The sequence below is a fragment of the Leifsonia sp. AG29 genome (assembly GCF_009765225.1).
Taxonomy (GTDB): Bacteria; Actinomycetota; Actinomycetes; order Actinomycetales; family Microbacteriaceae; genus Leifsonia.
The window spans coordinates 2,150,055-2,163,974 of the sequence record NZ_VMSF01000001.1; the positions used below are offsets into that span (position 1 = coordinate 2,150,055).

Below are 13,920 nucleotides of genomic sequence, written 5' to 3' on the forward strand. Positions count from 1 at the left end.
GCCGCGCCGGTCAGGAGCCCCCGCGCGTCAGGAGCTCGGGCGATCACCCGGCGAGCCCGCGTCGCCGTCGGCCGCGGCCTGTTCGGCGTCGAGCTTCTCGGCCACCTCGGCCCGGTAGCGGACGCGCCGGATCCGCCGCACCATGTCCAGCACGAGCAGGACGACGACGACGGCCAGCAGGAAGGTGATGACGAACCCCACGACGCCGGGCGTCACCTGGTCGTCGCTCGGCGCCCCGGTCGGGGTGGGCGCCGGGGTGGCGGCAAGCCGCACCGAGAGGTCCAGGAGGGCGTGACCGATCATCGGTGCGCCTCCCGTCGGGCGAACGGCTCGGTCCGGGCCATGGTGCGAGTCCACCTCCGCGTCGGGGCTGCGGGCCCGCGGCGGCGGGATTCACAGCTTTCTCTCTTAGTCTGGATCCCAGCCTACCGTCGCTCCCGACGGGGCCCCTCGACCCACCCACTCCCGGCGGAAGGCGGACCGGCACGCCATGGCGGTGCACGAATGACGGCGACCCGATCCCTCGATTCCCGCTACGGCCGCACCCCCGCGAGGCGCCGGCGCGACCGATGGCTGCTCGCCGGGGGCGCCGTGGCGGTGCTCGCCGTCGTCGTCGCCTGGGTTTTCTGGGCCGGCTGGGACAACAACCAGGCCGACCTCGAGACGACCGACACCGCCTACGTCATCCCCGACGCGCACCACGTGAAGATCAGTTTCACCATCAACGCGCCTCCGGGAACCCCCGTCACCTGCGCGCTGCAGGCGCTGAACGAGTCGTTCGCGATCGTGGGCTGGCGCATCGTCGAGTACCCGGGCGCCGACAGCCGGGTCACCACGCACACCGAGACGATCCGGACGATCGCGCAGCCGAACACGGGTTTGATTAACACCTGCTGGCTGACCTAGCATTATGCGGATACGCCCCGGCCTGAGGCCGGGGCGTCGACTTTACCACCGGCCCGTCACCCGGGTGACCGGACCGGCCGATCCGCCGAGGCGGCACCGCGCCGCAGGCGCAAAGGAGTTCATCATGTCCCAGGAGTCGCAGGTCACGTTTCTGACCCAGGACGCGTACGACCGGCTGTCCGCCGAACTGGAGGAGCTCAGCGGCAACGGCCGCACCGAGATCGCGAAGCGCATCGAGGCGGCCCGCGAGGAGGGCGACCTCAAGGAGAACGGCGGCTACCACGCCGCCAAGGAGGAGCAGGGCAAGATCGAGGCGCGCATCGTGCAGCTCACCACCCTGCTGCGCCACGCCCAGGTCGGCGCCGCTCCCGAGAGCCACGGCGTGGTCGAGCCCGGCACCGTCATCACGGCGACGATCGCCGGCGACGAGAGCGTCTTCCTCATCGGCAGCCGCGAGATCGCGGCCGGCACCGACCTCCCCGTCTACAGCGAGGCCAGCCCGCTCGGCGCCGCGATCCTCGGGCTCAAGGTCGGCGACAAGACCGAGTACACCGCGCCCAACGGTCGTCAGATCGCTGTGGAGATCTCCAAGGTCGACACGTTCGTCGGCTGAGCCTCCCCGACATCGCGACCGGACGGGTCGGCGCTTCGGCGCCGGCCCGTCTCGTCGTCCGGCTCAGTCGTCGTCGACGACCGGGTCGTACCCGGCCGCCCGCAGCGCACTGATCACCTGCTGACGATGCTCCGTGCCCCGGGTCTCGACGCTCACGTCGAGCTCGACCTGGCTGAGCTGCATGCCGCGCCCGTGGCGGGTGTGGAGCACCTCCACGACGTTCGCATTCACGCCCGCGAGCAGCTCGGCGATCCGGGCGAGCTGCCCCGGCCGGTCGGGCAGCATGATCGTGAGTTTGAGGTAGCGGTCGGAGGCGGCGAGGCCCTGGCCGATGATGCGCTGCATCAGGAGGGGGTCGATGTTGCCGCCGGAGAGGATGGCCACGGTGGTGCCGTCGGCCGGCACGAGGCCCGCGAGGATTGCCGCCACGCCGGCGGCGCCCGCGGGCTCGACCACGAGCTTCGCGCGCTCGAGGAGAACCAGGAGGGCGCGGGCGATGTCGTCCTCGCTGACGGTGACGACCGTGTCGACCGCGTCGCGGATGATCTCGAAGTTCAGCGCGCCCGGACGGCTCACCGCGATGCCGTCGGCGATCGTGCCCGTGATCGCGATGTCGGTGGGTGCTCCCGCCGCCAGCGACGGAGGGTAGGCGGCCGCGTTCGCCGCCTGCACGCCGATGACCCGGACGGACCGGCCCTCGCGCGCCGCTCGCTGCTTGATCGCGCTGGAGACGCCCGAGATGAGGCCACCGCCTCCGATGGGCACGACGACGGTCGCCACGTCAGGGACCTCGTCGAGGATCTCGAGGCCCAGCGTGCCCTGGCCGGCGATGACATCGGGGTGGTCGAAGGGAGGGATGAGAACGGCGCCGGTCTCGGCGGCGAAGTCGGCTGCCGCGCGGAGCGTCTCGTCGACGATCGAGCCGCTCAGCACCACGTCGGCCCCGTACGCCCGGGTCGCCTGGAACTTCGGGATCGCGACACCGACCGGCATGAAGATGGTGGCGTGGATGCCGAGCTCGCGCGCCGCGAAGGCGACCCCCTGGGCGTGGTTGCCCGCCGACGCGGCGACGACCCCGCGCTCGCGTTCCTCGGCGGTCAGCCGCGACATCCGGTGGTAGGCGCCGCGGATCTTGTACGACCCGGTCCGCTGGAGGTTCTCGCACTTCAAGAGCACCGGCGCTCCGAGCACGTCGGCGAGGAACCTTGAGGACTCCATGGGCGTCGGCTGAGCGACCCGGGCCACGATCCCGCGCGCGGCCTCGAAGTCGTCGAGGCTGGGCCCGGCGAACGGGGTGCGCGTGTGCGGGGTCACGGAAGCCACCCGCTCAGCCTACTCGCGGACGTATGCCGGGGCGTGTATGACGTCGGCCGCCGCGCTCCGCTCGCTCCGGCGTCAGCGGTGCTGGTCGCCGGGGTGCCGCCGGACGCCGCGCGGGACCGTCTCCCAGATCGCCCCGGGCGGTGGTGCCCACTGCTGCTCGGGCGCGGTGCGCCACTTCCCTGAGGACACGTAGTGCACCATCACGTTGAGCACGGCCACGAACGGCACGGCGAAGAGCGCGCCCGGGATGCCCGCGAGAAGGGAGCCCGCGGCCACCGAGAGCACGACCGCGAGCGGGTGGACCTTGACCGCCGTCCCCATGATGAGCGGCTGGAGGACATGCCCCTCCAGCTGCTGCACCGCCAGGACGCCGGCGAGCATGATGAGCGCGAACACCCAGCCCTTGAAGACGAGGGCGATGATCACCGCGAGCGCGCCGGTCACGACGGCGCCGACGACGGGGATGAACGAGCCGAGGAAGACGAGCACCGCGATCGGCCCGACGAGCGGGAGGCCCAGGAAGAACGCGACGAGGCCGATGCCGACCGCGTCGATGAACGCGACGAGCACCTGCACCTTGGCGAAGTTCCGGAGGGTCACCCAGCCGGCGCGACCGGCACCGTCGACCGCGGCGCGCGCCCGGCGCGGGAAGACCCGGACGATCCAGGCCCAGATCCCCTTGCCGTCGATGAGGATGAACAGCACGCTGAACAGCGTCAGCAGGGCCCCGGTGAGCACGTGCCCGACCGTCGACCCCACCGACAGGGCGCCCGAGATGAACACCTGGCTGTCCTGCTGGATCGACTGCCCGAGCGAGGCGAACGCCTGGTCGAGTTGCTCCTGCGTCAGGCCGATCGGCCCGGTCACCAGCCACTCGCGGAACCCGGTGAAGGCCGCAACGGACTGCTGCTGCAGCTCGGCGCTCTGCCGGGTCACCTGCCAGACCGCGACGTAGAACAGGCCGCCGACGATGACGAGGAGCGTGACCAGCACGGTGACGATGGCGAGCCACGCCGGCCAGCGGTGGCGGGTGAGGAAGTCCTTGAACGGGACGAGGAGCGCCGCGAGGAGCACCGCGACGAGCACGGGGATGACGATCAGCCGGAGCTGGACGATGAGGAACACGACGACGGCGATCGCAGCGCCGATCACGAGGAGCCGCCAGGACCACGCGCTCGCCAGCCGCACGCCCCGCGGGAGGGAAGCATCGATCGGCTCGACCGGCTCGCCGAGGTCGCGGCGGCGGCGCGGGAACCACGCGCGGGCGGAGGCTCGTCCGGGGGTGGTCTCGGCTGCAGAGGGGGTGGGCGCCGGCGCGCCGGGGCGCTCGAAGTCGGACATGCCGACAGTGTAGGGGCGGGCGCGCGGCGGGTCGTCGGACCGGAGGACGATTCCCGCGATCCCTCAGCCGGTGCGCCTCCTGGTCAGAGCTTGATCACGAGCGGCGGGTACTCGATGGAGGTGCTGAACCACTGCCAGGAACCGCCTCCCTTCTGCTGGACCGAGACCCAGGTGGTCTGGCCGGCGGGGACGCCGCGCAGGGCGACGACCACCGAGACGGTGCCCGACACGGTCCGGTTGCCTGTACCCGCTGCGCTCGTCCCCGGTCCTCCCGTGTAGGCGGCGACGGCCAGGTCGACACCGCCGGAGGTCGCGATGTGGAAGGAGACGATGTACGTCCCGGTGGCCGTGATCCCGTAGGCGGACGGGGTGAAGTGCACCGAGACGCCGGGGCCTCCGGCGAGCGTGTCGCGATAGCTGAATCCGGCGTACGGGGTGCCGGTGGTGTCGGTCTGGAGGATGTCCGGCGCGAGGAGGGTCAGGTTGGTGCGTCCCTCCCCCACCGTGTGGACGGGGCTGATCGTGTCGATCGGCCGGAACCAGGGGAAGGTGATGACGTCGTCCACCGTCAGGCGGGTGGCGACATCCGAGAGGGCGAGGGTCTTGTCGAACGTGGAGGGGTCGATGACGTCGGTGTGCTCGGCGTCCGCCCCCGAGAACTCGGTGGACATGCGCGCACTCTAGCCGTCGGGGGTGCCCGCGGGGAGGCTCGATCCGGCGCACCGCGACCGGTGCGGTCAGTCTCGAGCCGGATCGACCGCCGGAGTCACGGCCACCGGCGCACCGCCCACGGCGAGCCGGACCCTCTCCCCCGCCTGCGGCCGTTCGCGCGCGCCGTGCTGGAGCGACAGCTCGGTGCCGTCGTCGAGCCGCACACGGGTGCTGCGGTGCGCCCCGAGGAAGCTGGAGGTGACGACCGTAGCGGAGACGCCCTCTGCGGCGATCAGGACGTCCTCCGGCCGCAGATAGGCGGTGACCGGACCCTCCGGTGCCGCAGAGGCGAGCGGCACCGTCGTCCCCAGCGCGCGGAGCGACCCTGCGACGACGGTGCCCGGGACGCGGTTGGTGAGCCCGACGAACTCGGCCACGAAGGTCGACGCCGGCCGGTGGTAGAGCTCCTCCGGCGTGCCGATCTGCTCGATCGCCCCCGCCCGCATGACCGCGACGCGGTCGGCGACGGCGAGCGCCTCCTCCTGGTCGTGCGTCACGAAGAAGGTGGTGATGCCGAGCTCCGTCTGCAGGCGGCGGATCTCGTCGCGGAGCTGGACGCGTACCTTCGCGTCGAGCGCGGAGAGCGGCTCGTCGAGGAGGAGGACCCGGGGCTCGGTGACGAGGGCGCGGGCCAGCGCCACGCGCTGCTGCTGGCCCCCGGAGAGCTGGTGGGCGTAGCGGTCGCCGTGCCGGCCGAGACCGACGAGCTCGAGCGCCTCCCGGGCCCTCCGGCGTCGCTCGGCGGACGGGACCTTGCGCATCCGCAGCCCGAACTCGACGTTCTGCGCCGCTGTGAGGTGCGGGAACAGCGAGTAGGACTGGAACACCATGCCGAGGTCGCGCCGGTTCGCGGGCTCGTCGGTGACATCGTGACCGTCGATGACGATGCTGCCCGCGTCGACTCGCTCGAGACCGGCGAGCGCGCGGAGGGCCGTCGTCTTGCCGCAGCCGCTCGGCCCGAGGAGGGCGATGAACTCGCCCGGGGCCGCCGAGAGCGAGAAGCCGGCGAGCCCGGCGCCGCCGCCGAAGTCGCGGATGAGGTCGGTGAGCTCGACGGTCGAGCCGGTGCGGGAGGGGTGGAGGGAAGGGGCCTCGAGGGCGCTCATGTCAGCCTTTCGCGGGGCGCCGCCGGACGCTCATGATCCGGTCGACGACGAAGAGGAGGAGGAACGCGAACACCAGCGCGAGGAGGGCGAAGATGACCGCGACGAACGGGTCGGACTGCGAGACCAGCAGGAGCGAGGTCTGCAGATTGACCCGGGAGAGGAGGGAGGCGATCGTGAACTCGCCCAGCACCACGGCAACCGAGAGCGCCGACGCCGCGAGGATCCCCCGACGCAGGTTGGGGACGAGCACCCGGCCGAAGACGGTCCACCATCCCGCACCGAGTGACCGAGCGGCTTCGCTGAGCGTGACGAGGTCGACGCCCGCGACAGCGCTCTGGATGGCCCGGTAGCCGTAGGGGAGCACCGTGATGCCGTACGCGAAGGCCAGGGTCCACGCGCCCGATCCGAAGATCTCGGTCACGACCGCGTAGGTCGGGGCGAGCCCCACGACCATGACGATCGCGGGGATCATGATCGGGAGCAGGCAGACCGCCTCCAGCAGGCGCCGGAGCGCGGGGAACCGCAGCTCGACGAGCAGGATGGTCGGGAGGAGCACGACCAGCACGAGGGCGACCGTCACGGCGGCGAGCACGAGGGAGTTGCCGAGGCCCTGGTAGATCCGGTCGTAGCGGGTCGTCTCGCCGCTGAACACCGCGATCCAGCGGCTCGCGTCGTAGACACCCGGCTTCGCGGTGCGGAGCGTGAACTCGAGCATCGAGACCAGCGGGATGAGGAAGAACGCGGCAGCGAGCACGCCGATGACCGTCCGGACGACCGGACCTGGTCCGAGGCGCAGTCCCGGGCCGCGACGGGGCCGCCGCTGGAGCGCGCCGCTCATCGCTGCCACCTCGCCGTCCGGCGCACCAGCGCGGAGTAGGCCAGCATGACGACGACCATGACGAGCAGCATCCCGAGGGCCATCGACCCGGCCAGATTGGCGCGGCCGAGCACCGTCTCGCTGATGAGCGCCTGCCGGATCTGCAGCGACACGATGGTGTTGGCCTGCCCCACCAGCGCCGCTGCGGTCGCGTACGACGAGAAGGCGTTGGCGAACAGGAGGAGCAGGCTGCCGAGGAACGACGGGAGGAGGATCGGGCCGCCGACACGCCTCCAGTACGTCCAGCGGCTGCCGCCGAGCGTCGCCGTCGCCTCCAGCCACTGTGGCTTCAGCCCCTCGAGCGCCGGGAGGAACGTGATGACCATGAGGGGGATCTGGAAGTACAGGTACGGGAGGATCAGCCCCGGGACGGTGTAGAGCCAGACGCCGTTCGCGTACAGGTCGATGTGGAACACGTTCCGCAGCAGTACCGTCACGAGGCCCTGGGCGCCGATCGTCGCGATGAACGCGAAGGCGAGCATGACGCCGCCGAACTGCGCAAGGACGCTGCTCGCCGAGTCGACGACCGACCGGGTCGCGCCTCCCGGCCGCGAGCTCAGCAGCGCGAAGCACACGGCCGCGCCGGCGAGCGCGCCGACGACGGCGGTCACCGCCGAGAGCCAGAAGGCGCCGAAGAACGACGCGGCGATGGCGGGCTCGGCGAGTCCCGTCAGGTTGGCGACGGTGAACCGTCCGTCGCCGTCGAAGAAGCCGCTGCCGACGGCCACCGCCGTGGGGATGGCGAGGAACACGATGACGTAGAGGGCGAACGGCGTGAGGCCGAGCGCTGCGGCCAGACGCCCGCGGCGCCGCCGGGCCGGCGTGCGCCTCCCGGACGACGGCCGCCGCCGGGGGTCCGACGTGTCGGATCCCCCGGCGGCGGGCCGCTCGACCGCGGGCGCGGCGGCGCCCGCGATGGTCTCGGTCATCAGCCGACCGCGTTCGCCCAGGTGGAGTTGAGCAGCTGACCGGCCTTGGTGGCCTGCTCGTCGGTCATGACGGCGATCTTGTCGAGCTTGCCCGGGAAGTCCTTCGTGTCGAGGGTCTTCGCCTTCTCCATGGCGTCGACGCGCGCCGGGTAGGCGCCGCCCTTCAGCCACGCGTTCTGGGCGGCGTCGCTGTAGAGGTACTCCTCCCAGAGGCGCGCGGCGGCCGGGTGCGGCGCGTCCTTGTTGATGGCCTGGTTGTAGTAGCCGACGTAGGCGGTACCCGGAAGGACGACGTACTTCCAGTTCACGCCGCCCGACTTGATCGTGTCGGAGGTCGCGTAGCCCTTCTGGTTGAAGGACCAGTCGAGGAGCACGGGGGTCTCGCCGGACGCGATGGTGTTCGGCTTGCCGTCCGCCGCGTTCCAGTTGCCCGCCTGCTTCAGCTTCGAGAACCACTGGACGCCCGGGGTGAGGTCGTCGAGCGTGCCGCCGTTCTGCAGGGCCGCGTACGCGACCGCGCCGGCCGCTGCGGCCGCCTGGGTCGGGTTCCCGTTGAGCGCAACCGCACCCTTGAACTCCGGCTTCAGCAGGTCGGAGAAGCTCTTCGGGGGCGTCTTGATCTTGTTCGCGTCGTAGCCGACCGCCATCACGCCGTAGTAGCCGACCTTCCAGAGGCCGTCCTTCTCCTTCTGGGAGGCGGGGACGTCGTCCCAGCCGGCCGGCTTGTACGGCGCGAAGTACTGGGTGTTCGCGAGCGCGACCGACGATCCGATGTCGAACGTGTCCGGCGCGGTGTCCTGCCCCTTGAGCTTCTTGGCCGCGTCGATCTCCTCCTGGCTGGAGGCGCTGTCCTGGCTGGGGTTGATGGTGATCCCGTACTTCTTGGTGAAGCCGTCGAAGATCTCCTGGTAGTTGGCCCAGTCGCCGGGCGTCGCGATGATGTTCAGCGACCCCTCCTTCTTGGCGGCCGCGACGAGCGCGTCCATGCCGCCGGCGGACGCGGCGTCGGTCGCCGTGGCGACCTTCGCGGTGCCCGGAGTGGAGCTGGCGTCGGCGCCGCCGGAGCAGGCGGCGAGGGAGAGGGCGACCACGGTCGCCGCGGCGGCGAGGCCGGCGGCGCGTGCACGCTTGTTGATCACGGGTTTCCTCCAGTGCAAGGTGTGGTCCGGGCGGGGCGCCCGGACCGAGGACACCCTAGGAAGCGCCGACGACCGGGAGGCCTCGCGCCGGTGACACGGCGGTGAACGCCGCGTGTCGTACCGCGACGGGCACTGTCCGAGGCCGCCGGTAGTGTCGGAGCGTGGTCGAACAGGTCTCCCCCGCGCTCGCACGGCGCATCGCTCTCGCCGCTCAGGGCTTCGGCCGGCCCCGCCCGGCCGAGGTGGGCACGCGCCAGCTCAACGCCCTCGTCGATCGGCTGAGACTGCTGCAGATCGACTCGGTCAACGTCTTCGAGCGCAGCCACTACCTCCCGGCGTTCGCCCGGCTCGGGGCGTACGACAAGGCGCTGCTCGACCGGCTGACGGTCGATCCGCGCGGCCCGCACACCGAGTACTGGGCGCACGAGGCGGCCTTCCTCCGCAAGGAGGACTGGCCGCTCTTCCGCTGGCGCATGCGCGCCTACCGCGAGAAGTACGGATCCGGCGACTCGTGGTTCGCCGCGAACGAGAGCACGGTCGAGTGGCTCCGCTCGGAGCTCGCGGCGAACGGCCCGCTCGCTGCGAGCGAGATCGAGCACGACGCGAACCGCCGGACCGGTCCGTGGTGGGGCTGGTCGGAGGTCAAGCGCGCCCTCGAGCGCATGTTCCTCTTCGGCGAGGTCGCCATCGCCGGTCGGAGCCGCTTCCAGCGCCGCTACGCCCTCGTCGAGGACGTCCTGCCCGCCGCCGTCCTCGACCGCACGGTGGCCGACGCCGATGCCATCCGCGAGCTCATGCGCCGCTCCGCCGTGGCGCACGGCATCGGGACCGCCCGCGATCTCGCCGACTACTACCGGCTGAAGGGTCCCGCCGTCGGCACGGCGATCCGCGAGCTGGAGGAGGCCGGCGAGCTGGTCCCGGTGCGGGTCCCGGGCTGGGAGAGCGGCGGACGCCCGGCCCCGGTGTGGGTGCACCGCGACGCCCGGTTCCCGCGCCGCATGGAGGCCGCAGCTCTGCTCTCGCCGTTCGACCCGGTCGTCTGGTTCCGCGACCGGGCACTCCGGATGTTCGGGTTCCACTACCGGATCGAGATCTACACGCCCGCGCCGCAGCGCGTCTTCGGCTACTACTCCCTCCCGATCCTGATCGACGACGCGCTGGTCGGCCGGATCGACCTCAAGAGCGACCGGCAGGCGGGCGTGCTCCGCGTGCAGTCGGCCTGGACGGAGCACGGCGCACCGGGCGCCGTCGTGGAGCGCCTCCTCCCGCTCCTCGCCGAGACGGCGGCCTGGCAGGGTCTGGCGGAGGTCGAGGTCGCCGCGGGCGCCCGAGGAGATCTCGCTCCCGCCGTCGCGGACGCGCTGCGCACGGGGGTAAGGTGCGGGGCATGACGTCACCGCTGGACTACTTGGACGAGGCCGGGGCCGACGAGGCCGACTACGAGTCGCCGATGCGCGAGCTGTACGCGTACCGCGACGGCGACACCTGGCTCGACGGGGTCGTCACGGGCGTCAGACCCCACGGCGGGGTCGACGGCTGCACGCTCGTGCAGTTCGACGACCGGCTCTGGGTCCCCGCCCGCGAGGTCCGCGCCTCCAGCCATTATGTCGCCGTGCTGCTGAATCCCGACTCGGAGGTCTACAGCGAGGTCATCCAGTCGTACGTCGACGGGGCCCCGAAGGAGATCATCCGCGACGTGTCGATCATCGGCGACGGCGACAACGTGGGCACGGAGTGGCGCCTGATCGACGAGCCGCAGACGGGCACGCGGGTCCGTTACCGCTACACCGGCACGGCCGAGCTCGCGGAGCCCGACGACGAGGACGAGGAGCAGACCGCCTAGAAGGTGCTGCCCATCTTCTCGAGCCGCTCGACGCGGTCCGGGATGGGCGGGTGCGTCGCGAACAGCCGGCTCATCAGGCCGGGCTTCAGGGGATCCGCGATCCACAGGTGCGCCATCGAGCTGTTCTGCCTGCGCATCGGCCGCCCGTAGGCCTCGAGCTTCAGCAGCGCGTTCGCGAGAGCGTCGGGCTGCCGCGTCGTCATGGCTCCGGTCGCGTCGGCGAGGTACTCGCGCTGCCGGGACACGGCGAGCTGGACGAGGGTCGCGACGAGCGGAGCGATCACGGCGGCGATCAGCCCGAACACGAGCACCACGGGGTTCCCGCCCCCGTTGTTGTTGTTGCGGTTGCCGCCGAAGAAGGCCATGCGGAGGAAGATGTCGGCGATCAGGCCGATGGCCACCGTGAGACCGAACACGATCATGCCGAGGCGGATGTCGTAGTTGCGCACATGGCCGAGCTCGTGCGCCATGACGCCCTCGAGCTCGGCGTCGTCCATGATGGCGAGCAGGCCGGTCGTCGCGGCGACCGACGCGTGCTGCGGGTCGCGGCCGGTGGCGAACGCGTTCGGCGCGGGATCGTCGACGATGTAGACCGCGGGCATCGGGGTCCCCGTCGCGATCGAGAGGTTCTCGACGACGTTCCAGAGCCGAGGGTTGTCCTGCTTCGTGATCGGGACGGCCCCCGACATGCTGAGCGCCTGACTGCTCGCCATGAAGTACTGGAAGAGGGCGTAGAGGGTCGCCCCGACCAGCACGACGATGAAGATCGTCCAGCTCTGGTACAGGTAGGCGGCGAGCCATCCGAGCGCGCCGATGATGATCAGGAACAGCAGGATGATGAAGACGGTGTTGCGCTTGTTCCTGGCTATGGCCCGGTACATCGATGCCCTAGAACTGGACCCGCGGCGGCTCGGCGATGGCGGCCAGGTTCTCGACCTCGAAGAACTCGGCCTTGCTGAAGCCGAGGCGCCGCGCGAACAGGTTGTTCGGGAAGACGACGATCTTGGTGTTGAACTCGCGGACGCCGCCGTTGTAGAACCGGCGCGAGGCCTGGATCTTGTCCTCGGTGTCGACCAGGTCGGCCTGCAGCCGGAGGAAGTTCTGGCTGGCCTGCAGCTGCGGGTAGGCCTCGGCGACGGCGAAGATGCTCTTCAGCGCCGTCTGCATGTGGTTCTCGGCGACGGAGGCCTCGCCCGGGGTCTGAGCGGAGAGCGTCTCGGCGCGCGCCTGGGTGACCGACTCGAAGACGCCCTTCTCGTGCGCGGCGTAGCCCTTGACCGTCTCGATCAGGTTCGGGAGGAGGTCGGCGCGGCGCTTGAGCTGCACCGTGATGTCGCTCCACGCCTCGTCGACCCGGACCTTGAGGGTGACCAGGGAGTTGTAGGTCGCCCAGAGGTAGATCCCGATGATCGCGACGAGCACGACGACGATGATGACCGGGATGAGCCATTCCATGGCGGGAACTCCTTGTGTGGGCGCGGACGGCTTGCGCTTGGACAATCCTAACGGCGGCGGAGCGGACCCCCACCGCCTTCCCACCACTCTCGAAGCAACCACCGCGCGGGCGGACAGGAACGCTCCGCGGCCCCGCGAGTCGCCTGGTGCCGGTTCGCCTCCCGGGGCGAATAATGCATCTCATGACGGACACGGACGCGGCGATCGTGATCGAGGGCCTCGTGGTCCGGCGCGGCCGAGCGACCGTGATCGACGGCCTCGACCTGAGCGTGCCCCGCGGGCAGGTCGTGGGCCTGCTCGGCCCGAGCGGGAGCGGCAAGACGACCCTCATGCGGGCCATCGTCGGCGTCCAGAAGGTGAAGGCGGGCCGGGTGGAGGTGCTCGGCCAGCCCGCGGGCAGCACTCCGCTGCGCCACCGGGTCGGGTACGTGACCCAGGCGGCGAGCGTCTACGACGACCTCACGGTGCGCCAGAACCTCGACTACTTCCGGCACGTGCTCGGTGCGGGGAAGGAGGATGTCGACCGCGCGATCGCGGCGACCGACCTCGGCGATACGGCCGGCCGCCTCGTGTCCGCCCTGTCGGGCGGTCAGCGCAGTCGGGTCTCGCTCGCCGCCGCGCTCCTCGGCTCGCCGGACCTCCTCGTGCTCGACGAGCCGACCGTCGGGCTCGACCCGCTCCTCCGCGTGGAGCTCTGGGCGCTGTTCCACCGGCTGGCGGACGCGGGCACGAGCCTCCTGGTCTCGAGCCACGTCATGGACGAGGCGACCCGCTGCGACCGTCTGCTGCTGATGCGCGAGGGGGCCGTGATCGCCGACCAGACGCCGGAAGGGCTGCTCGCCGAGACAGGCGCCCCCGACGCGGAGAGCGCCTTCATCGCCCTGCTCCGGCGCCACCACCCGAGGCACGCGTTGCCGACGCCCGGAGAGGACGCGCGATGAACCCGACGCGGACGCTCGCCACGACCGGGCGGGTCCTCACTCAGATCCGGCACGACCCACGGACGATCGTGCTCCTCGTGGTCGTCCCGAGCCTCCTGATCGGGCTGGTCGCCTGGATCTTCACCGACACGCCCGTCTTCCAGACGATCGGCCCCGCGATCCTCGCCCTGTTCCCCTTCACCGTCATGTTCCTCGTGACCTCGATCACCACCCTGCGGGAGCGGCGGACGGGCACGCTCGAGCGCCTCCTGTCGATGCCGCTCGGCCGGGGCGACTTCATCATCGGGTACACGCTGGCCTTCGGGCTGCTCGCCGTGATCCAGGCCCTGGTGGCCTCGGGGTACGCGATCTGGGTGTGCGGGCTCGACGTCAAGGGCGACCCCTGGCTGCTCGTCGCCGTCGCCGTCGTCGACGCGATCCTCGGCAGCACTCTCGGCCTGTTCGCGAGCGCCTTCGCGCGCACCGAGTTCCAGGTGGTGCAGTTCATGCCGTTGCTGATCTTCCCGCAGATCCTCCTCGGCGGCATCTTCATCCCGCGCGACCAGCTGCCTGCGGGGCTGGAGACGGTCAGCGACTGGCTACCCCTCTCGCACGCGATCGACGCGCTCAACGCCGTCGCGACGGACTCGCACGACGCGGCCTACGTCGGCGGCCAGCTGCTCATCGTCGGCGCCTTCGCCGTGGCGGCCGTCGTACTCGGTGCGCTCACCCTGCAGCGCCGGACGGCGTGAGCTGG

16 protein-coding genes are annotated in these 13,920 nt (G+C 71.2%); 6 read left to right on the plus strand and 10 right to left on the minus strand.

The features are described 5' to 3' along the window. Positions 1 to 27 precede the first annotated feature (27 nt). The gene (locus FPT20_RS10340) at positions 28 to 303 is read right to left on the minus strand and encodes a hypothetical protein (RefSeq protein ID WP_158864996.1); all 276 of its coding nucleotides are present in this window, start codon (positions 301 to 303) and stop codon (positions 28 to 30) included. Positions 304 to 504: 201 nt separating this feature from the next. Here FPT20_RS10340 and FPT20_RS10345 point away from each other — a divergent pair, with 201 nt between their 5' ends. Together FPT20_RS10345 and greA are read left to right on the plus strand one after the other, a co-directional pair. Beyond that, positions 505 to 906 (plus strand): DUF4307 domain-containing protein, encoded by a 402-nt coding sequence (locus FPT20_RS10345; RefSeq protein ID WP_158864998.1) that lies wholly within the window; start codon positions 505 to 507, stop codon positions 904 to 906. A gap of 124 nt (positions 907 to 1,030) precedes the next feature. Beyond that, positions 1,031 to 1,519 (plus strand): transcription elongation factor GreA, encoded by a 489-nt coding sequence (gene greA, locus FPT20_RS10350; protein WP_158865000.1) that lies wholly within the window; start codon positions 1,031 to 1,033, stop codon positions 1,517 to 1,519. Between the two features lie 63 nt (positions 1,520 to 1,582). Here greA and ilvA read toward each other — a convergent pair whose 3' ends face one another. The 7 genes from ilvA to FPT20_RS10385 form a co-directional block, all read right to left on the minus strand. Beyond that, positions 1,583 to 2,842 (minus strand): threonine ammonia-lyase, encoded by a 1,260-nt coding sequence (gene ilvA, locus FPT20_RS10355; RefSeq protein WP_158865002.1) that lies wholly within the window; start codon positions 2,840 to 2,842, stop codon positions 1,583 to 1,585. 72 nt (positions 2,843 to 2,914) lie between these two features. After that, positions 2,915 to 4,183, minus strand: a complete 1,269-nt coding sequence (locus FPT20_RS10360; protein WP_158865004.1) for an AI-2E family transporter — start codon at positions 4,181 to 4,183, stop codon at positions 2,915 to 2,917. 83 nt (positions 4,184 to 4,266) lie between these two features. After that, a complete protein-coding gene (locus FPT20_RS10365; RefSeq protein ID WP_158865006.1) occupies positions 4,267 to 4,854 on the minus strand; it encodes a hypothetical protein in 588 nt (195 codons plus the stop codon). A gap of 66 nt (positions 4,855 to 4,920) precedes the next feature. Next, positions 4,921 to 6,000 carry an ABC transporter ATP-binding protein gene (locus FPT20_RS10370; RefSeq protein WP_158865008.1) on the minus strand — a complete coding sequence of 360 codons (1,080 nt, stop codon included), beginning with the start codon at positions 5,998 to 6,000 and terminating at the stop codon, positions 4,921 to 4,923. Position 6,001: 1 nt separating this feature from the next. After that, positions 6,002 to 6,847, minus strand: coding sequence for an ABC transporter permease subunit (locus FPT20_RS10375; RefSeq protein ID WP_158865010.1), 846 nt, complete (start codon positions 6,845 to 6,847; stop codon positions 6,002 to 6,004). Beyond that, a complete protein-coding gene (locus FPT20_RS10380; RefSeq protein ID WP_158868052.1) occupies positions 6,835 to 7,827 on the minus strand; it encodes an ABC transporter permease in 993 nt (330 codons plus the stop codon). Before FPT20_RS10380 ends, FPT20_RS10375 begins: the two co-directional genes overlap by 13 nt. Then, positions 7,806 to 8,945 carry an ABC transporter substrate-binding protein gene (locus FPT20_RS10385; RefSeq protein WP_158865012.1) on the minus strand — a complete coding sequence of 380 codons (1,140 nt, stop codon included), beginning with the start codon at positions 8,943 to 8,945 and terminating at the stop codon, positions 7,806 to 7,808. Before FPT20_RS10385 ends, FPT20_RS10380 begins: the two co-directional genes overlap by 22 nt. Positions 8,946 to 9,106: 161 nt before the next feature. Between FPT20_RS10385 and FPT20_RS10390 the strand changes: the two genes are divergently transcribed. Continuing rightward, entirely contained in the window at positions 9,107 to 10,336 is a 1,230-nt protein-coding gene (locus tag FPT20_RS10390) for a winged helix-turn-helix domain-containing protein (RefSeq protein WP_158865014.1), read from the plus strand. Further along, complete coding sequence (locus FPT20_RS10395) at positions 10,333 to 10,788, plus strand: hypothetical protein (protein WP_158865016.1); 456 nt, start codon at positions 10,333 to 10,335, stop codon at positions 10,786 to 10,788. The genes FPT20_RS10390 and FPT20_RS10395 overlap by 4 nt, the downstream gene beginning before the upstream one ends. Here FPT20_RS10395 and FPT20_RS10400 read toward each other — a convergent pair. Together FPT20_RS10400 and FPT20_RS10405 are read right to left on the minus strand one after the other, a co-directional pair. Then, positions 10,785 to 11,669 carry a M48 family metalloprotease gene (locus FPT20_RS10400; RefSeq protein ID WP_158865018.1) on the minus strand — a complete coding sequence of 295 codons (885 nt, stop codon included), beginning with the start codon at positions 11,667 to 11,669 and terminating at the stop codon, positions 10,785 to 10,787. The genes FPT20_RS10395 and FPT20_RS10400 overlap by 4 nt on opposite strands. A gap of 7 nt (positions 11,670 to 11,676) precedes the next feature. Further along, complete coding sequence (locus FPT20_RS10405; RefSeq protein WP_158865020.1) at positions 11,677 to 12,243, minus strand: LemA family protein; 567 nt, start codon at positions 12,241 to 12,243, stop codon at positions 11,677 to 11,679. A 182-nt stretch (positions 12,244 to 12,425) separates the two neighbouring features. On the opposite strand from FPT20_RS10405, the gene FPT20_RS10410 reads away from it, so the two are divergent. Beyond that, a complete protein-coding gene (locus FPT20_RS10410) occupies positions 12,426 to 13,184 on the plus strand; it encodes an ABC transporter ATP-binding protein (RefSeq protein ID WP_233265470.1) in 759 nt (252 codons plus the stop codon). Beyond that, complete coding sequence (locus FPT20_RS10415; protein ID WP_158865024.1) at positions 13,181 to 13,915, plus strand: ABC transporter permease; 735 nt, start codon at positions 13,181 to 13,183, stop codon at positions 13,913 to 13,915. Before FPT20_RS10410 ends, FPT20_RS10415 begins: the two co-directional genes overlap by 4 nt. The last annotated feature ends 5 nt before the right edge of the window (positions 13,916 to 13,920 follow it).